This is a genomic window from Janthinobacterium sp. SUN026, from assembly GCF_030397625.1.
Classification (GTDB): Bacteria; Pseudomonadota; Gammaproteobacteria; order Burkholderiales; family Burkholderiaceae_D; genus Janthinobacterium; species Janthinobacterium kumbetense.
This window is the reverse complement of the sequence record NZ_JAPQNU010000001.1, coordinates 1,950,188-1,968,391: the sequence shown is the minus strand read 5'-3', so window position 1 is coordinate 1,968,391 and position 18,204 is coordinate 1,950,188. Positions and strand designations below refer to the sequence as shown.

The window sequence follows — 18,204 nt, the reverse complement described above, 5'->3', positions numbered from 1 at the left end:
TGCGCCGCTTTGCTTGTTACAATTAAAAATTGAGCAACGACGGGAGCCTTCATGTCACAAGATATTATTTTGGATACCCAACTCCAGCAGACCAAGAACCTGGCCTGGTGGTTGTACCTGATACATGGCGCCAGCTTCGTGTTTTCGCTGGGCGCGTTTTCCTTCATTCCGCTCATCATCAATTATGTGAAGCGGGACGAGGCGGCCGGGACCTTCGTGTACAGCCATCACAGCTGGATGATCCGTTCCTTCTGGTGGTACGTGGCCTGGATCGTCGTCGGCGCCATCCTGTGGATCACGCTGATCGGCATTCCGCTGGCCTTCCTCGTATGGGGCGTGGCCTGGCTGTGGAAAGCCTACCGCTTGCTGCGCGGCTTCCTCGACTTGAACAACAACAAGCCCGTGCCCCTGTAAATTACTTGTGGGCAAGCCATCGTGCTTGCCCGCTTGCCGCTACATCGCCGCGAACGCCCGTTCGATATCGGCGATCAGATCCTGCGGATCTTCCAGTCCCACGTTCAGACGCACCAGCTGGCCCGGCAATTGCCAGCCCTTGCGCATGGCGGCGATGCGGTACGGCATCACCAGGCTGTTCGCGCCACCCCAGCTGTAGCCAATCTTGAACAACTGCAAGGCATCGACGAAGCGGTCCGTCTGCGCCTCCGTGTAGCGGGCATCGAACAGCACGGAAAACAGGCCGCCCGCGCCCGTGAAATCGCGCTGCCAGATGGCGTGGCCCGGGCAATCTTCGAATGCCGGATGCAGCACCGTGGCGATCTCGCTGCGCCCCTTGAGCCAGGCGGCCACCGTGCGTGCGCCCTGGTCGTGGGCATCGAAGCGCAATTTCATCGTGGGCAAGCCGCGCAGCACCAGGTAGGCGTCGTCCGCCCCCACGCCCATGCCCAGACGCATGTGCGCCTGCGCCAGGCGGTCGTGCAGCGCCCGCTCGCGCGTGATCAGCGCGCCCATCAGCACGTCCGAGCCTCCCGACTGGTATTTCGTCAGCGCCTGCATGATGATGTCCACGCCCAGGTCAAAGCCGCGCAAGGCCAGGCCCGCCGACCAGGTATTGTCCAGGGCGACGAGCACGCCGCGCGCATGGGCGGCCGCGCAAATGGCGGGCAAATCCGGCACTTCCATCGTCACGGAGCCAGGCGCTTCCGTCCAGATCAGCTTGGTATTGTGCTGGATCAAGCCCGCGATGCCGGCGCCGATGAGCGGATCGTAATAGCGGGCCGTGATGCCGAAATCCTGCGCCAGCCAGCGTCCCAGTTCGCGGTTCGGGTTGTAGATGTTTTCCGGCAATAAAACGTCATCACCCGTTTTCAGCAGGGCAAAGTCCGCCATGGCGATGGCCGCCAGGCCCGACGGCGCCAGCAGACAGTATTTGCCCCCTTCGATCTCGGCCAGCCGCGCTTCCAGGGTGAAGGTGGTGGGCGTGCCGTGCAAGCCGTAGGTATAGGCATTCTTTTCTTTCCAGTCACCCGAACGCATGGCCGCCACGTCCTTGAACAGCACGGTCGATGCGTGATGGATGGCGTTGGGAAACGCGGCAAAGCCTTGCGGCGCCTGGTAATCGCTGTGGATCAGCGCCGTCTGGGGGGATTTGGGTGTGGTCATGGCATCGTCGGCAAATAAAAAGGCGGGCCAGTCTGTGCTGGTCCGCCTTGATTGTAAGGGCTTTACGCCCTGTACGCCGTACGTATGACAGAGTGTTACACCTTGTCAAATATCATCTTCACCGCGTAAAAACGTTCAGGCCAAGGCGCGCTGCCGCAAACAGTACCTTACTGTACGGCAAGGCAGCGCAACGCCGGCATGGACGTTTTTTACTCGGCAGCGCCCCACAGGTCGTGCGCGTCGGCCGAGGTGATGGTCACGTCGACGAACTGGCCGACAGCCAGCTTGCGGTGCGGCTCGAATGGCGGCTTCACATACACGACGCCATCGATTTCCGGCGCGTCGGCAGACGAGCGGCCCACGCCGCCGGAGCGGGTGACTTCATCGATCAGCACGCGCACGGTCTTGCCGACCTTGGCTTGCAGGCGTTTCTTGGAAATTTCTTCCTGCAGCAGCATGACGCGGCCGCGGCGCTCTTCGCGCAGCTCTTCCGGCACGGGATTGTCGATGGCGTTGGCGGTCGCGCCTTCGACAGGCGAATACGCGAAGCAGCCGAGGCGGTCGATCTGCGCTTCCTTGAGGAAGTCCAGCAAGTACTCGAATTCCGCTTCCGTTTCACCAGGGAAACCGGCGATGAAGGTCGAGCGGATGGTCAAGTCCGGGTTGATCGCGCGCCAGGCCTGGATGCGGTCCAGATTTTTCTCGCCGCTGGCCGGACGCTTCATGCGTTTCAGCACGTCAGGATGCGCATGCTGCATCGGAATGTCCAGGTATGGCAGGATGTGGCCGCCGCTCATCATCGGGATGATCTGGTCCACGTGCGGGTATGGATACACATAGTGCAAGCGCACCCAGGCGCCGTAGGACTTGGCCAGTTCGCCCAGCGCTTCCGTCAGTTGCGTCATGTGGGTTTTCACGGGACGGCCATTCCAGAAGCCGGAACGGAATTTCACGTCCACGCCATACGCCGAGGTATCTTGCGAAATGACCAGCAATTCCTTGACGCCGGCCTTGAACAGGTTTTCCGCTTCGATCATCAATTCGCCGATCGGGCGCGAGACGAGGTCGCCGCGCATGGACGGGATGATGCAGAAGCTGCAGCGGTGGTTGCAGCCTTCGGAAATTTTCAGGTAGGCGTAATGCTTCGGCGTCAGCTTGACGCCTTGCGGCGGCACCAGGTCGAGGAATGGCGCATGCGGTTTCGGCAGGTGGAAGTGGACGGAATCCATCACTTCGGCCAGCGCGTGCGGACCCGTGACGGACAGCACTTTCGGGTGCACCTTCATGATGATGTCGTCGCCGGCAGCATCTTTCTTGGCGCCCAGGCAACCCGTCACGATGACTTTGCCGTTTTCAGCCAGCGCTTCGCCGATGGCGTCGAGCGACTCTTGCACGGCAGCATCGATAAAACCGCAGGTATTGACGATCACCAGATCGGCGCCAGCGTAGGATTTCGCCGTTTCGTAGCCTTCGGCGCGCAGTTGGGTCAGGATTTGTTCGGAGTCGACCAGCGCTTTCGGGCAGCCGAGCGAGACAAAGCCCACTTTCGGCGCCGCACCTGGCATGGCCAGCATGGCCTCGGGCTGGGCGGTAGGAACGGGAATACGGTGAATTTCAGACATAGTTGGCAGCTAGTAAAATGGTGAGGCGAATCGGCTATTGTACCCCGAGCCGCCCCTTGCTGGCAGAACTATGCTGTTTTGATGACGCCAATACAACTCCCGGGCAAGCGAATCGCCCGGTGAGTGTGTCGGATCGATTACTTTTTGTCGGTTGGCGGCACCGGCGGCACGAACGGGAAGGTGCCGAACAGATTCTTGCTCTGGCTCTGCATCTGTTCCTGCATCTGCACGAACAGGCTCTTGCTCTGGTCGATGTAGTTGTTCATCATGCCTTGCATCATCGGGCCCTGGACATTCATGAACTGGGTCCACATTTCAGGGCTGAAGGGCTTGCCTTCGAAACTGCCGGCCGACGTGCCCGTGAATTTGTGCTGGATATCGGTGAACGCTTGCACGTTCTTTTCCAGGTAGGATCCCATCATGCCCTGCATGGCGTGGCCATAGTAGCGGATGATCTGCGACAACACGCTGCTCGAGAACATGGGCGCGCCATTCGCTTCCTCTTCCAAAATGATTTGCAGCAAGATGCTGCGCGTCAAATCTTCATTGGATTTGGCATCGACGACGGTAAACACCTCATTGTCCAACACCAGCTGCTTGACGTCCGTCAAGGTGATGTAGGAACTGGTTTGCGTGTCATACAGACGGCGGTTGGGATATTTTTTAATCAGGCGGTCTATACTTTTTTTTGCACTACTCATCACAAGTTCCACTTATTGCGCCGCAGCGCATACTGAGTTAATCCGAAAAAAAAGCGAACGTGGGTCCGCTTTCGCACCTGCCTACGTTTTCCATTATAGAGTGGAAAACGGCTCCATTGCACATCAGGGTAGTAGATTCCCGCATTTATTGCAACGCAACTAAAAGTAGATTCCTGACAAGACCGGAGATTACGCCGGTCTTGCCGGGCCAGAAGCTTTTGTAAACTAGTCCGCCCTGACTTTAACATACCGCCCCGGCGCCGGCTCGATTGCCGCGTGGCGTTTGTTGCCCGGCTTGCCCGGCGCCTTCACCTGCGCGCCGCCGTGTTCAGCCAGGAAAGCCGCCCATTCGGGCCACCAGCTGCCCACGTGCTCGGTCGCGCCTTCCATCCACTGTTCGGCCGTCAAGGGCTTGGCTTTCGCCGTGCGTGCGCCTTTGCCCGCGTCATTGCTCCAGTAACTGCGCTTTTTCTTCGAGGCAGGATTGATCACGCCGGCGATATGGCCCGAGGCGCCGAGGATGAAGCGGTTGGCTTTCGGCTTTTGCGGGTTCAGCACGGCCGTGCTGGCGTACGCCGCGCCCCAGGGCACGATATGGTCTTCGCGCGAACCGTAGATGAAGGCGGGCGCGTCGATGCCGCTCAAGTCGACCTTTTCCCCCGCCACCGTCAGCTTGCCCGGCACTTTCAGGCTGTTTTCCAGGTAAGTGTTGCGCAGATACCAGCAAAACATGGGACCCGGCAAGCCCGTGCCGTCGCCATTCCAGTACAACAAGTCGAACGCGGGCGGCTCCTTGCCCTTCAGGTAATTCGACTGCACGTAGTTCCACACGAGGTCGTTCGGCCGCAGGCTGGAGAACGTGCTGCCCAGGTCGCGGCCCGACATCAGGCCGCCCTTGGCCAGCGTCTGCTCGCGCAGCGCCACTTGCGGCTCGTCGATAAAGACGTCGAGCGCGCCCGTGTCGCAGAAATCGAGGAAAGTGGTCAGCAAAGTCAGGCTGGCGGCCGGATTCTCGCCCCGCGCCTTGAGCACGGCCAGCGCCGTCGAGACGATGGTGCCGCCCACGCAAAAGCCGAACATATTGAGCTTGTCCTGGCCGGAAATGTCCTGCGTGACCCGAATGGCTTCGATCACGCCTTGCTCGACGTAATCGTCCCACGTCAGGTGCTGCATGCTCAGGTCCGGATTGCGCCAGGACATCAGGAACACGGTATTGCCCTGCTCCACCGCATAGCGCACGAGCGAGTTTTCTGGCTGCAAGTCAAGGATATAGAATTTATTGATGCACGGCGGCACCATCAGCAGCGGCCGCTGGTGTACCGTGGCCGTCGTCGGCGTGTACTGGATCAGCTGGAACAGCGCGTTCTCGAACACCACCGTGCCCGGCGTGGTGGCCACGTTGCGCCCCACTTCGAAGGCCGATTCGTCGGACTGCGAAATGCGGCCCTTGCCCATGTCGGCCAGCATGTTGCTCAAGCCCTTGGCCAGGCTTTCGCCCTTGGTCTCGATCAGGGTTTGCTGCGCGTCGGGATTGGTGGCAAGAAAATTGGCGGGCGACATGGCGTCGACGATTTGCTGCACGGCAAACGCAATCTTTTGCTTCTGGTGCGGCGTCGCTTCCACGGCTTCGGCCATGGCGCTGAGAAATTCGGCGTTCAGCAGGTAGGCCGCCGCATTGAAGGCAGACAGGGGGCTGGCGTGCCAGGCGGGCGCGGAGAAACGGCGGTCTTTCAATTCCGGCGCCTTGCCGGCCATAAAGTCTGCCCACAAGCCCGTCAGCTTGGCCACGTAGGCATTTTTCAGTTGCTCGATCGCTTCCGGCTTGATGCTGGCACCCGCATCCTGCAAAATGCCGGCAATCGGATTGCCGGCCGGCTGCGGTACCATGTTGAACCACGTCTTCCACTGTTCAGGATTGCTGATCTGCGCCATCCATTCCTTGGTCATCATTTGAGGATCGGGCATGTTCATAGCTATATAAATCCATTCAAGAATTGATAAATAATTACTTCCGGGCCACCTGCATGCAAACTCTTACTGACTGCCAATACCAATGATGCTCATGACCGCTGTTGCCTGGATCTATGTCGTCGGCCTCATGGCGCTGACGGAACCGTCCATCGTCGCCGGGGTGATGACCTTCGTGCTGTACTGCGTCATCCCGCTGTCCATCCTATTCTATCTGACGGGCTCAAGGAGACGCAAACGCAAGGCCGCGCGCATCGCGGAACTGCAGGCCCGCGCGCTGGCCTCAGCAGACGATAAAACAAAAACGGCAGACACATAAGTGTCTGCCGTGCAGATTATTTGCGCCAGATCAAGCTGGCCTGTCTTCCCGTGACGCCATCGCGCCGGTACGAGTAAAACTGCGCCGCATCGCTGACGGTGCAATATTCCCCGCCTGCCACTTGCGCCACGCCATCGCGCAGCAGCATGGTGCGCGCCAGCGCATAGATGTCGGCCAGGTACTTGCCCGGCTTGCCATCGATGGCGATGAAGGAAGCGCTCAATACTTGCCGTTCAGCATCATCGCGCGCGCCGTCTTGAAACGCTTGCAGCACATCGTGCCCCACTTCGAATTGCTGTGGACCAATGGCCGGCCCCAGCCAGGCGAGGATGTCCGTCGCGCCCTGCGCGCGCATGCTGTCCACCGTGCGCTGCAAGACGCCGTTGGCCAGGCCGCGCCAGCCCGCGTGGGCCGCGCCGACGACGCGGCCATCCGTCGAACAAAACAATACCGGCAGGCAATCGGCCGTCATCACCACGCACACGGCGCCCGCCTGCGTGGCGATGCTGGCGTCGGCATCGGGCACGCAACCGTCCAGGCTGGCAGCATCGGCGACGGCCACGCCGTGCACCTGCGACAGCCAGGCGGGCTCGGCAGGCAAGACGCCAGCCAGCCGCGCGCGGTTGGCCGCCACGTGCGCGGCCTCGTCGCCCACGTGCGTACCCAGGTTCAAGCCACCGCCGCCCTGCCCGTCACCATACGGGTCCTGGCTGACGCCGCCCGCGCGCACGGTCGCCAGCGCGCCCACGTTCGCGGGCAGGCCGGGCCAATGGGGAGTGATATAAGGCAAGGCAGCCGTCATCAGACCTGTTCCGGCTCGGGAATGCCGGCCGTGGCGATCAGTTGGGCGAAATCGTCGGCCAGCGGCACGATCCACTCGCACGCTTCCAGGGTGCCCGGATGCACGAGACCCAGGCGGCGCGCCTGCAGCGCCTGGCGCGAGAAGACGGACACCAGGTGCTGCTTGCCATACACATAATCACCGACCAGCGCAAAGCCCAGATGCTGCATGTGCACGCGGATCTGGTGCGTGCGGCCTGTTTCCAGGCGGCATTGCATCAGGCTCACGGGACGGCGGTCGAGTTCGCCGCTGCCGATCAATTCATAGTGCGTGATGGCGGGCTTGGCCGTAAAGTTTTCCGAGACGGCCATCTTGACCCGGTCGCGCGGGTGGCGCGCGATGGACGCATCGATGGTGCCCGCCGCCTTCGGCGTGCCCCACACGAGCGCGAAATATTCGCGCTTGACGGTGCGCGCCTGCAACTGGCGCACCAGGTCCGTTTGCGAAGCGAGGGTCTTGCCGACCACCATCAGGCCGCTCGTATCCTTGTCCAGGCGGTGCACGATGCCGGCGCGCGGCACGCCCGCCAGTTGCGGGCAGTGGTGCAGCAGGCCGTTGAGCAGGGTGCCCGACCAGTTGCCGGGGCCCGGATGCACGACCAGTCCGGCCGGTTTGTTGATGACGATGATATGCTCATCTTCGTGCACGATGTTCAATTCCATCGCTTCCGGCTTAAAAGCCTCGTCTTCCGGCGCGCTTTGCGGCAGAATGACGATCTTCTCGTCGCCGTAGGCGGTCATGTTGCGTTTGGCAACTTTTCCATCGACGGTCACGAAACCGGCTTCCAGCCACAATTGCAAGCGGCTGCGCGAGTATTGCGGCACCAGCTGGGCGATGACTTTATCGAGGCGGTGGCCGCAGGCGTCCGGCGTCAGTTCCAATGTAATCGGGGCCATTTCCTCGAAGACGTCGTCGGCGGCAAAATCGCCGTCAAACGCCTCTTCGGCAACATGGTCAGAAAGGGAGTCAAACGCGGGGTCAGCCAAATTAGGCTTCGGAGTTAATATCACAGCATTCCCATCGGCTATAATCAGCCTATTGTAAAATCTTGGTTAAAACCTTCTTGCAAAACGTCATGCAAAAAAAATTATCGTTGGTAGTCGCTTCAGTCGTTCTGCTCGGCATGTCCGCTTGCAGCTTGTTGCCTGAAAAAGTGGATGAGACCAAAAACTGGTCCGTTACGAAATTATACTCGGAGGCGCGTGAAGAAATGGCCGGGCAGCACTATGAAGCTGCAATCGGCCTGTTCCAGAAGCTGGAGGCTAACTATCCTTTCGGCAACTATGCTCTGCAAGCGCAGATGGAGATCGCTTACGCGTATTATAAGTCGGGAGACCAGGCTCAGGCACTGGCTGCCGTCGAACGCTTCATCAAGTTGCATCCGAACCACGCCAATGTGGATTATATGTACTACTTGCGGGGCCTGATCAGCTTTAACGACCAGATCAGCTTCCTGAACTTCCTGTACGAGCAAGATCCGACCGAGCGCGATCCGAAAGCCACGCGCGAAGCGTTTGCCGCCTTCAAGCAACTGGTCGACAAGTTTCCAAATAGCAAATACGCGCCCGATTCGCTGGCCCGCATGAACTATTTGATCGATGCCATGGCGAAATACGAAGTGCACGTGGCGCGCTATTACTACCGCCGCGGCGCCTACCTGGCCGCCGCCAACCGCGCGCAAACGACGGTCAGCGACTTTGCCGCTTCGCCGGCCATCGAAGAAGCGCTGTTCATCATGTATCGCTCGTATGACAAGCTGGGCTTGACCGACTTGCGCGACGATGCCTTGCGCGTGCTGACCAAGAACTACCCGAACACGGCATTCCTCAGCCCGGAAGGGGTGAACAGGGAGCGCAAGTGGTGGAAATTCTGGCAGTAAGATAAGAAAAAACCGGGCTAGCCCGGTTTTTTTACTTATACACCCACTTTGCGACGAAACACCCAGCTGGTATCGTTCGAGGCTTCCGGCACGAAACCGTAGCCGTCGACGTCGAACTCTTTCAGCTGCTGCGGGTCGCGGATGGCGTTGACGGTCGCATAGCGGGCCAGCATGCCGCGCGCGCGCTTGGCGTAGAACGAGATGATTTTATATTTGCCGTTCTTCCAGTCCTCGAACACGGGCGCGATGACGGGCACGTCCAGCTGGCGCGGCTTGACGGATTTGAAATATTCCTCGGAAGCAAGATTGACCAGCACCTTGGCGCCCTGCTCTTTTGCCGTGCGGTTCAGGCCGTTGGTGATGGTGTCGCCCCAGAATGCGTACAGATCCTTGCCGCGCGTGGTCGACAGCCGCGTGCCCATTTCCAGGCGGTGCGGGTGGATCAAGTCCAGCGGGCGCAGCAAGCCGTACAGGCCCGACAGGATGCGCACGCGCGACTGGGCATAGTCGAGCTGGGCCGGCAGCAGGCTGCGCGCCTCGAAACCGGCATACACGTCGCCATTGAAGGCCATGATGGCCTGGCGCGCTTCCGCCAGCTTGGGCGTCCAGGAAGCGTAGCGGGCCACGTTGAGGGCCGACAAGGCATCGGAAATGCCCATCAGGCTGCCCACTTCGGCGGGCGAAAACTGGCGCATGCGGTCGATCAGCTGGGCGGAATGGTCGAGAAAATCGGGGGTGCTGTGCAACGAGGTTGTTGGCGGCGTCTCCAGGTCGAGACTCTTGGCGGGCGAAAGCACGATCAACATAAATTATCACTACAGAATAGAATTGCCGACATGATACCTGCTCCACAAAAACTCGTCCTCGACACCAACGTTTGCCTCGACCTGTTCGTCTTCAACGACCCGCGCTGGGCGCCCCTGCTGGCGGCCATGGAAAGCGGCGCCGTGCATGCCATCACGCGCGAAGATTGCCGTGCGGAATATCTGGTCGTGTTGCATTACAAACATTTGCCGCTCGACGAAGCCAGCCGCGCCGTCGCCGCCGCCCGCTTCGACGCGCACATCAGCGTGGTGGCGCCGCCCGTCTCCGGCGTGCGCCTGCCCGTCTGCACGGACAAGGATGACCAGAAATTCCTCGAACTGGCGCGCGACGCCAACGCCGACATCCTCATCACCAAGGACAAGGCCCTGCTGAAACTGGCCCGCAAGACGGCCAAGGCCGGCATGTTCAAGATCATGGTGCCGGAAGGCTGGGCCTTGCCCGGCTGAGGCGCCAAAGCCCCGCACGCAACGGGGCGCGCTGCGCTAGAATGGGAAACGATTCCACTTTCCGCACCGCGCCCCTACCGCTCATGAACAGCCCGTCCCTGCCCTGCACGACTCCCACCTTGACCACCCGCTTGCCTCTCGTGGGCACCACCGTGTTTACCCGCATGTCCAGCCTGGCGGCCCAGCATGGCGCCGTCAACCTGGGCCAGGGTTTTCCCGACTTCGATTGCGACCCGGCCCTGGTCGACCTCGTCAGCGACGCCATGCGCGCCGGCCACAACCAGTATCCGATGATGACGGGTGCCGCGCCCCTGCGCGAGGCCATCGCCGCGAAAATCGCCAGCTTGTACGGCCACGGCTATGATGCGGGCACGGAAATCACCGTCACGGCCGGCGCCACGCAGGCGCTCACCACCGCCATCCTGTGCTGCGTGCACCCGGGCGACGAAGTCATCGTCATCGAACCGGCCTACGACAGCTACCTGCCCGCCATCGCACTGGCCGGCGGCGTGCCTGTGCTGGTGTCCATGCAAGTGGGCGAGTCCGGCTACAGCGTGCCATGGGACAAGCTGGCCGCCGCCGTCAGCAGCAAGACGCGCTTGATCATCATCAATACGCCGCACAATCCGACGGGCACGATCTTGCGCCCGGCCGATATCGCCGCGCTGGCCGACATCGTGCGCGGCACGCAAATATTGATATTGTCCGACGAAGTGTACGAGCACATGGTGTACGACGGCGTGCCGCACGCCTCGCTTTCGCGCAACCCGGAACTGGCGGCGCGCAGCTTCATCGTCTCCAGCTTCGGCAAGACGTATCACGTGACGGGCTGGAAAGTCGGCTACGTGGCGGCGCCAGCAGCCCTGACGGCGGAATTTCGCAAGGTGCACCAGTACAACGTGTTTACCGTCAACACGCCGATGCAGCACGGCATCGCCGGCTACATGGCAGACCCGCAGCCCTACCTGGACTTGCCCGCGTTTTACCAGCGCAAGCGCGACCTGTTCCGCGACGGCCTGGCGGGCAGCCGCTTTACCCTGCTGCCGGCCGACGGCACGTATTTCCAGTGCGTGCGCTACGATGCGATTTCGCAAGAGACCGAAGCGCAGTTCGCCGAATGGCTGACGACGGAAATCAAGGTGGCGGCCATTCCCGTCTCCGCGTTTTACGTGCAGGGCAAGGAGTCGGGCATCGTGCGCTTCTGCTTTGCCAAGAAAGACGAGACCTTGCGCCTGGCGCTGGAGCGCCTGCGCAGCATATAACCGAGCACTGAACATGGCTTCGCTGCGGCGGGGCAAAGGATGACAGATGGTACAGCGTCGCATCGGCCCGGCCGACCTGGTTCCCGGCGAACCCCTGCCCTGGGATCTGTTTTTGGCTGACCATAGTGCCGGCCCGCAACTGCGCAAGGGGCAGATCATCACGGATGGCACGCAGCTGGGCCGTTTGCTGCAGCTGGGCCTGTACGTGGGCGCGCCGGACCAGCCATCCGTCTTGCGCTTGCTCAATGAGGCGGCGCAGCGCCTGGAACGGCTGCTGCTGGACTTGCGCAGCGAAAGCAATGCCGAGCGCGACGTGCGCGACATCGCCCGCGAACTGCTGCGCGCGCTCGAACACGATGCCGATATCGCCCTGGCCAGCATTCTGCTCAACCAGATCGCCGGCAGCTACGCCGTGCGCCACTGCATCGAAACAGCCTTGCTGGCCATGCTGGTGGGCCGCGGCATGCACAAGTCGCACGATGAACTGCTGCTGATCGGCGCGGCCGCGCTGACGATGAACGTGGGCATGCTGCGCCACCACGACAGCTTCCAGGACCGGCGCGGCCCCCTGAACGACGACGAAATGCGCATCGTGCGCCAGCATCCGCAGGAAAGCACGGAATTGCTGCGCTGCGCCGGCGTCGATGACGAGGAATGGCTGAGCTGTGTACTCTTGCACCATGAAAACGACGACGGCAGCGGCTACCCGCAGGGGCGCACGGCCGATGAAATCCTGCAAAATGCCAAGCTGATCGGCCTGGCCGACCGCTATTGCGCCCGCGTTTCTGCGCGCAACTACCGCCGCTCCATCGTCCCCGACCAGGCGCTGCAGCACATCTTCCTCGACCAGGGCGTGCCCATCGACCCGCTGCTGGGCGAGCAATTCGTCAATCTGCTGGGCAAGTATCCGCCCGGCACCCTGGTACGCCTGCGCAGCGGCGAACTGGGAGTGGTGACGCAACGGGGCGCCGGCCACGTGCATCCGCTCAGCGACCCGCTGGGCGCGCCGCTGGCCGCCGCCGAGCTATCGCAGATGACACCGCGCGACACGGGCGACAGCCAGTTCGCCATCGTTTCGTCGCTGCACGAAGACGATGCCGGCATGCATTTCAGCATGCGGCACGTGTGGGGCGACGAGGCGCGGCTGTAGGCTGGCCGGGCAACGCCGGGCGCCAGCCACGGCTCACTTCACGGTTTCGGCGGGCGGATGCCCGTGTACTGTGCGCTGACCAGCAGCCATTGCTTGTCGACAAGCCGAGCGACATAGCCGGCGCGCAGGGCGAAATTGCGGGCTACCCCGTCCTGGTTGAGACGGTAGGACAGCCGCGCCGAGATGAGCGCCGTATCGCCAAACTGACGCACCACCGGTTCATCGACCTGCAGTTGGGGACTCGGCCGCTTCTGCTCCGGCGCATAGAAGGCGAGCATTTTTGCACGCCCGTCCACCTCGCCGACCGGCGATATTTCCACATAATTCTCCGCCGTGATGGCGTTCAAGGCCACTTGATCAAAGTTGCTCTGCGCCTGCGCATGGCGCTGCACCAAGGCGACCAGTTCGGCATCGGCGGGAGCCGCGTGCGCGCTGCCGATAGCACCGAAGGCGCCCAGCAGACAAGTGGCAAGGACATGTGGAAGGGTCAATTTCATGCGTATTCATCCTGATCGAGGTCATTGAAAAGCATCCGTTGCCTGCTGCGGCAGTATCGGACACTCGCTGGCGGGCGGCGCATCGCGAGAAAGCCCATCGTATGCTATCCCCTTGCACTTTTCTCGCGCCTGCCATTGCGACAAAGCGCTTGAATCGGGGGTTGAAACGCCATTTCGCCGGTCCGGGATGCGCAGGGTGATGCCGTCAAAGACGCCCGCAAGCCATGCCTCAGTTCGCGCCCGCAGGAGCGTCCAGCAACTTTTGTTGCAGATCAAGGTTGAGCGCCCACTGCTCTTCCACGGGAATGGCGCGCCGCAAACTGGTCTTGAGGGAACCTTCTTGCGTCCACAGGAATGGATAAAAATTCAGGCAGAGGTCGCCGGGCAAGGGCAATTCGGGCAATTCGTCAAACTCCTGCGCATCGCCGGGCTGCCGGCCGTAAAACTGCCGCAACTGACGAGTAAAAGCCCACTCGACGAACGCCGTGTAGCCGATCTCCAGCGCTTCCCATGCCAGCGTCTCGGGCGCGAGGTAATACATCTTGCCCTGGTCGGCCCCGAGTGCGCCGCCGTTGATGGCAAAAAAGCCGCCGAGCACGTCGTCGGCCACCAACAGAAAGCCTTCGGCCTTTCCTTCGTTCCACGTTGCAATGTTCCGCTCCAGCTTGCCATGTCCCGAGCCCAATATCCGCAGCCAGCCGTCATCCACCAGGATGCCGCCCGTTTCATAGGCGATGGCGCCGAGGGGGAAACGCGTGGTGACCTGCAGGCTCAGCAGCACATCTTCCCTGCCGGCCGAGGGCGGCAGCAATTCCACCGGGATGTCGGCCTCGCTGGCCCATTGCCGGATCAGCGGAAACGCCGGGTCTTCACTATCCAGTAATTCATTCAATGTACGCATTGCACCTGACCTTATCGATGACCGCTTCCGGCGGTCGGAGAGTTCATGAGGACGCTGGCACTGATTTTACACATACCCGCCCCGGCACCCCTGCACGCCTGCCAGCGGCCACGCGAAACCGGCCGGAGCCGCCGTCCCACATCCCGTGCATTCCCCCGAATCGACCGTTCATCCTGCGTCTGGCGCCATTCGTCGTCCCGCGCTCGCCCGTCAGGGCGGCCGCACATACCATGCCGATATGACCACTCCACTCCAGTTCAAGTCCGGCCAATTCTATGGCGACGTGCATCACGGCGCGCGCGGCAGCATTTTCGACATCCGCCGTCTGAAGGCCACGCGTGGCGAAGATGAAGTCGAAACGCACCGGCATGACGATGCCCACTTCGTCTTCGTTCTGTCCGGCACGTATATTTCCAGCGCCCTGCACGCCCCGCCGCGCGCGCCTTCGCCCACCCTCGTCTTCAATCCTGCCGGCACGACGCACCGCGACCGCTTCGTCGATGGCAAGGGCAGCTTCATGACGGTATCGCTCGACCCTGCCCTGCTGTCGGGCGCCGAGGAATTGCATGCGGCCCAGGAGTGCGCCACCGTGTTGCGCGATACGGCCAGCGCGGCGGCCGCGTTCCGGCTCGCGCGCGAAGTGGGCCGCGGCGGCGACGGCGCCTTGCTCGAAGCGGGCGCGTGGGAGATGCTGGCCAGCCTGCACAAGGCGCCCCGGCAGGCGCGCCCCGCCCTGCCGGGCTGGGCCCACCAGGCGTATGAAGCCGTGATGGACCTGGCCAATGACACGCATCTGCGCATCGCCGACGTGGCCGCCGCCCTGGGCGTGCATCCCGTGCACCTGGCCCGCGTGTTCCGCCAGGCCTGGGGCTGTTCGCCGGGCGACCTGCTGCGCTGGCGCCGCGTCGACCAGGCCAGCGGCTTGCTGCGCCGCCCGGAACTGAGCATGGCCGACGTGGCGCTGAGCGTGGGCTTTGCCGACCAGAGCCACATGACGCGCGCCTTCCAGGCCCGTTACGGTATGACGCCCAGCAACTATCGCCGCCAAATGTTTCAAACGTCCAAGACAATGCCCAATTTGCAAGACTAGACTGCACTTTTCCAACTCAGGAGTACACCATGTTGCGATACCTCCCCCTTCTTCTCGCCTTCGGCAGCAGCGTCCACGCAGGCGAACTGGACGGCGTCACCACCGCCATCGAAGCGGGCGACTTCAAGCAGGTCACCAGCGTCGTGGTGGCGCAGCATGGCAAGCTGCTTTACGAACACTACTTCGACAAGGACGGCGCCGAAAGCCTGCGCAACACGCGCTCCGTGGGCAAGACGGTGGCCGGCATGCTGGTCGGCCTGGCCATCGAGCGCAAGCTCTTGCGCGCCGACACCCCCGTCCTGCCCTACTTTCCGGAACTGCGCCCGCTGGCCCATGCCGACCCGCGCAAGGACAAGATCACGGTCGAGGATTTCCTGACCATGAGCTCACTGCTCGAGTGCGACGACGACAACCAGCATTCGCGCGGCAACGAAGAGCGCATGTATCTGGTGGAAGACTGGAGCCGCTTCGTGGCGGACCTGCCGATCCGCGGCTTTCCCGAATGGCAGCCCCGCCCCGAGCAATCGCCGTACGGCCGCGCCTGGAGCTATTGCACGGCCGGCGTAACCCTGCTGGGACCGCTGCTTGAAAAGGTGAGCGGCCAGGGCGTGCCGGACTTCGCCGCCGCCAACCTGTTCAAGCCGCTTGGCATCGACAAGGTGAAATGGCAATTCCAGCCCAAGGGCAGCGCCATGACGGGCGGTGGCTTGCAGCTGCGCAGCGTGGATCTGATGAAGCTTGGCCAGCTCTACCTCGACGGCGGGCGCTGGCATGGCAAGCAGGTGATGCCGGCCGAATGGGTCAAGCGCTCTATCGCGCCCCACGCCAACGCGCGCGAAGGCATGGACTACGGCTACCTGTGGTGGCTGCAACCGTTCACGGCCGATGGCCGCACGGTGCAAAGCTATGGCATGGCGGGTTCCGGCGGCAATAAAGTGCTCGTCCTGCCGGAACTCGATGCCGTGGTCGTCATCACCACGACCAACTTCCAGGTGCGCGACGCCCATGGCCTCAGCGAAAAATTGCTGACCAAGCTGATCCTGCCGACATTGATGCGCCCGTAAGCGCCCTTCATTTTGCAGACGTCAAGTACGCCCGCAATCCATGCGTGAGCACGAAAGGAAACACGCTCGCGTGATCTTCATCCGCGAAGACGCGCAAGCGCGTCTTCAGGCCGGGGAACTTGCGCGATGTCAACTTTCCATCGAATTCGCGCAAGTCGGCCACCATGTCGGCGTCCTCTTCCGAACGCGAACGCTTCTTGCCCGCCGCCAACTTTTCCAGGCCGCCGATGCCGAAGAACACGGACGCGGGCAAGTCCTTGTGGCTGGCCGCATACGCCTGTTCGCGGTCGAACATAACGCCGGCGTCGTACCACAGCGACGGGCTGCCGAGGATGTAGTGCTCGAAGGTGCGCGGTTCCGTCAGCAGGAATTGCAGGCCCAGCAAGCTGCCGTAGGAATGGCCGATGAACACCTTGCGCTGCATGTTGACGCGATAGTTGCTGGCGATGAAGGGAAACACCTCGCCCGAGATGAACTGTCCATACGCCTTCGCTTCGCCGAACGCGGGCTGCCGTCCCGGCATGTCCGAGCGGTAATCGTGCTTGCGCGGCGTGGTGGGCGTGTAGTCGCGGCGCCGGCTGTACACGCCGCCATCGCCGTTGGCGTACGACAAGCCGACCACGATGACTTCTTCCATCCCCGCATGCTTGTTCAGGCGCTGCGCGATATTGCGCACGACGGGAAATGCATAATTGGCATCGACGACGAACAGCACCGGATAGCGCCTGTTGCCCTGTCGATAGGAATCGGGCAAGGCGACATACAGCTGGTAATCGCGCTTCAAGGCTTGCGCGCGGAGGTCGCGCACTTCCGTATTTTCAAGAACGTAGCTGGCGGGGGCGCTGGCGGGGGCGGCCAGGGCGCTGTTGGCCAGGCAGCAAAGAACGATGAGCAGATTCACAGGCTTCAAGCTGGTTTCTTTCAGTGAGGTAAAAGTTATTTCGCCGCAGACGCCGTCAGCTGCACCAGCTTGCGCTCGACAAACGCCTGCAGCTGGGGCGACAGGGTTTGCAAGCCCTTGGCCCGCTCGAACGCCTGGCGCGCCTGGGCCGGGTGGTTGTCGGCTTGCAAGGCGATGCCGAGGCCCATCCACCAGACGCTGTTGTCGGGCGCCGCCTGCAGGGCCAATTGGTAGTGTTCGGCCGCTTCGCGGTAGCGCTGCTCGCGCTGCAGCACGCCGGCCAGGAAGGCCTGGTATTCGCCGTTGTCGGCGGCGTACGGCAGGCTGCGCATGAGGGTATCGAGGGCCGCCGCGCCGCCATTGGCCTTGTCCAGCTGCAAACGGGCCAGCATCATCGCTTGCGCCGGCTGTTTCGGGTCCAGCGCCAAACTCAGCTGTAACTGGCGCGCCGCCTCGTCGGGACGCTGCGCTTCCAGCAGCAGCCGCACCAGCGTTTCGCGCGCGCCCTGGTGGCGCGGATCCAGCTGCAGGGTCTGCTGCAAGGCCAGCATGGCGTCGGAGACGCGGCCATCCTGCAACTGGGCCAGCGCGCGCCGGTATTCATTCTCCACGCGCTGCTGCGGCGTGACTTGTTTTCCGTCAATGATACGTTCACTCACAGCGGACGCAGCCGTCTTCACCACGGGCGCAGCGGCAGGCTTGGCGGCTTGTTGCGTGATGCGGCGCATGTCGGCGGCACGCAGCTTGGCCGGCGCGGGTGTGGCTTCCTCGGCCTGAAATACGGGTTCGGGTTCCGCCGCCACGACGGGTACGGGCGCGGGCGCGGGTGCGGTTGCGGGGGCAATGACGACAGGCGCCGGTGCCGATACTGGAACCGGCGTGCTGGCCACGCTGACCAGCACGGGCGGCACGGCCGGGCGCTTCAGGTAGACCCAGCCCAGGGCGATGGCGGCGGCCGTCAAGCCTGCGGCGCCGCCGAAGACCAGCGCGCGCGAGACGCCACGCTCGCGTTCGGGCACGGAGCGGATACCGGCCGCGTCGCCGCGTCCATCGGGGGTGCCGCGGGCATCGAGGTCTTGCAACATCTTGTTAATCAGGCTCATCTACAGGCTCATCTT

At 62.5% G+C, this 18,204-nt stretch carries 19 protein-coding genes; 8 read left to right on the top strand and 11 right to left on the bottom strand.

Annotated features, from left to right (window positions below; translation table 11 throughout):
- The first annotated feature begins 51 nt into the window (after positions 1 to 51).
- A complete protein-coding gene (locus OX459_RS09020; protein ID WP_289897546.1) occupies positions 52 to 414 on the top strand; it encodes a hypothetical protein in 363 nt (120 codons plus the stop codon).
- 39 nt (positions 415 to 453) lie between these two features.
- Here the strand turns inward: OX459_RS09020 and OX459_RS09015 are convergent, their stop codons facing one another.
- The 4 genes from OX459_RS09015 to phaC form a co-directional block, all read right to left on the bottom strand.
- Positions 454 to 1,620: a cystathionine beta-lyase gene (locus tag OX459_RS09015; RefSeq protein ID WP_289904700.1), complete on the bottom strand. Its 1,167-nt coding sequence runs from the start codon at positions 1,618 to 1,620 to the stop codon at positions 454 to 456.
- A gap of 209 nt (positions 1,621 to 1,829) precedes the next feature.
- Positions 1,830 to 3,185, bottom strand: a complete 1,356-nt coding sequence (gene rimO, locus OX459_RS09010) for a 30S ribosomal protein S12 methylthiotransferase RimO (protein WP_251349207.1) — start codon at positions 3,183 to 3,185, stop codon at positions 1,830 to 1,832.
- 194 nt (positions 3,186 to 3,379) lie between these two features.
- On the bottom strand, positions 3,380 to 3,943 hold the full coding sequence (gene phaR, locus OX459_RS09005; protein ID WP_010399000.1) for a polyhydroxyalkanoate synthesis repressor PhaR: 564 nt from the start codon (positions 3,941 to 3,943) through the stop codon (positions 3,380 to 3,382).
- 225 nt (positions 3,944 to 4,168) lie between these two features.
- Positions 4,169 to 5,914, bottom strand: a complete 1,746-nt coding sequence (gene phaC / locus OX459_RS09000; protein ID WP_289904699.1) for a class I poly(R)-hydroxyalkanoic acid synthase — start codon at positions 5,912 to 5,914, stop codon at positions 4,169 to 4,171.
- 91 nt (positions 5,915 to 6,005) lie between these two features.
- Here phaC and OX459_RS08995 point away from each other — a divergent pair, with 91 nt between their 5' ends.
- The gene (locus OX459_RS08995; protein ID WP_306508607.1) at positions 6,006 to 6,230 is read left to right on the top strand and encodes a hypothetical protein; all 225 of its coding nucleotides are present in this window, start codon (positions 6,006 to 6,008) and stop codon (positions 6,228 to 6,230) included.
- 16 nt (positions 6,231 to 6,246) lie between these two features.
- Here the strand turns inward: OX459_RS08995 and pgeF are convergent, their stop codons facing one another.
- Together pgeF and OX459_RS08985 are read right to left on the bottom strand one after the other, a co-directional pair.
- Complete coding sequence (gene pgeF / locus OX459_RS08990; protein WP_289904698.1) at positions 6,247 to 7,032, bottom strand: peptidoglycan editing factor PgeF; 786 nt, start codon at positions 7,030 to 7,032, stop codon at positions 6,247 to 6,249.
- Positions 7,032 to 8,057, bottom strand: a complete 1,026-nt coding sequence (locus tag OX459_RS08985; RefSeq protein WP_099667537.1) for an RluA family pseudouridine synthase — start codon at positions 8,055 to 8,057, stop codon at positions 7,032 to 7,034. The genes pgeF and OX459_RS08985 overlap by 1 nt, the downstream gene beginning before the upstream one ends.
- A gap of 89 nt (positions 8,058 to 8,146) precedes the next feature.
- Between OX459_RS08985 and OX459_RS08980 the strand changes: the two genes are divergently transcribed.
- Positions 8,147 to 8,950 carry an outer membrane protein assembly factor BamD gene (locus tag OX459_RS08980; RefSeq protein ID WP_289904697.1) on the top strand — a complete coding sequence of 268 codons (804 nt, stop codon included), beginning with the start codon at positions 8,147 to 8,149 and terminating at the stop codon, positions 8,948 to 8,950.
- Between the two features lie 35 nt (positions 8,951 to 8,985).
- Here OX459_RS08980 and yaaA read toward each other — a convergent pair whose 3' ends face one another.
- Complete coding sequence (gene yaaA / locus OX459_RS08975; protein ID WP_289904696.1) at positions 8,986 to 9,756, bottom strand: peroxide stress protein YaaA; 771 nt, start codon at positions 9,754 to 9,756, stop codon at positions 8,986 to 8,988.
- Positions 9,757 to 9,786: 30 nt separating this feature from the next.
- Between yaaA and OX459_RS08970 the strand changes: the two genes are divergently transcribed.
- The 3 genes from OX459_RS08970 to OX459_RS08960 all read left to right on the top strand — a co-directional run bounded on the left by OX459_RS08970 (position 9,787) and on the right by OX459_RS08960 (position 12,633).
- On the top strand, positions 9,787 to 10,221 hold the full coding sequence (locus tag OX459_RS08970) for a putative toxin-antitoxin system toxin component, PIN family (RefSeq protein WP_034781135.1): 435 nt from the start codon (positions 9,787 to 9,789) through the stop codon (positions 10,219 to 10,221).
- A gap of 83 nt (positions 10,222 to 10,304) precedes the next feature.
- Positions 10,305 to 11,483 carry a pyridoxal phosphate-dependent aminotransferase gene (locus OX459_RS08965; protein WP_289904695.1) on the top strand — a complete coding sequence of 393 codons (1,179 nt, stop codon included), beginning with the start codon at positions 10,305 to 10,307 and terminating at the stop codon, positions 11,481 to 11,483.
- A 46-nt stretch (positions 11,484 to 11,529) separates the two neighbouring features.
- Positions 11,530 to 12,633, top strand: a complete 1,104-nt coding sequence (locus OX459_RS08960; protein WP_099667534.1) for an HD domain-containing phosphohydrolase — start codon at positions 11,530 to 11,532, stop codon at positions 12,631 to 12,633.
- 38 nt (positions 12,634 to 12,671) lie between these two features.
- On the opposite strand, the gene OX459_RS08955 is transcribed toward OX459_RS08960, so the two are convergent.
- Both OX459_RS08955 and OX459_RS08950 read right to left on the bottom strand, forming a co-directional pair.
- On the bottom strand, positions 12,672 to 13,130 hold the full coding sequence (locus OX459_RS08955) for a nuclear transport factor 2 family protein (RefSeq protein WP_289904694.1): 459 nt from the start codon (positions 13,128 to 13,130) through the stop codon (positions 12,672 to 12,674).
- A 229-nt stretch (positions 13,131 to 13,359) separates the two neighbouring features.
- On the bottom strand, positions 13,360 to 14,031 hold the full coding sequence (locus OX459_RS08950) for a DUF2625 family protein (protein WP_289904693.1): 672 nt from the start codon (positions 14,029 to 14,031) through the stop codon (positions 13,360 to 13,362).
- 238 nt (positions 14,032 to 14,269) lie between these two features.
- Here OX459_RS08950 and OX459_RS08945 point away from each other — a divergent pair, with 238 nt between their 5' ends.
- Together OX459_RS08945 and OX459_RS08940 are read left to right on the top strand one after the other, a co-directional pair.
- Positions 14,270 to 15,121 carry a helix-turn-helix transcriptional regulator gene (locus tag OX459_RS08945; RefSeq protein ID WP_289904692.1) on the top strand — a complete coding sequence of 284 codons (852 nt, stop codon included), beginning with the start codon at positions 14,270 to 14,272 and terminating at the stop codon, positions 15,119 to 15,121.
- Positions 15,122 to 15,150: 29 nt separating this feature from the next.
- On the top strand, positions 15,151 to 16,185 hold the full coding sequence (locus tag OX459_RS08940) for a serine hydrolase (RefSeq protein ID WP_289904691.1): 1,035 nt from the start codon (positions 15,151 to 15,153) through the stop codon (positions 16,183 to 16,185).
- Between the two features lie 7 nt (positions 16,186 to 16,192).
- Here the strand turns inward: OX459_RS08940 and OX459_RS08935 are convergent, their stop codons facing one another.
- The gene (locus OX459_RS08935; protein ID WP_289904837.1) at positions 16,193 to 17,086 is read right to left on the bottom strand and encodes an alpha/beta hydrolase-fold protein; all 894 of its coding nucleotides are present in this window, start codon (positions 17,084 to 17,086) and stop codon (positions 16,193 to 16,195) included.
- Positions 17,087 to 17,121: 35 nt separating this feature from the next.
- Entirely contained in the window at positions 17,122 to 18,189 is a 1,068-nt protein-coding gene (locus tag OX459_RS08930) for a tetratricopeptide repeat protein (protein WP_289904690.1), read from the bottom strand.
- Positions 18,190 to 18,204 lie beyond the last annotated feature (15 nt).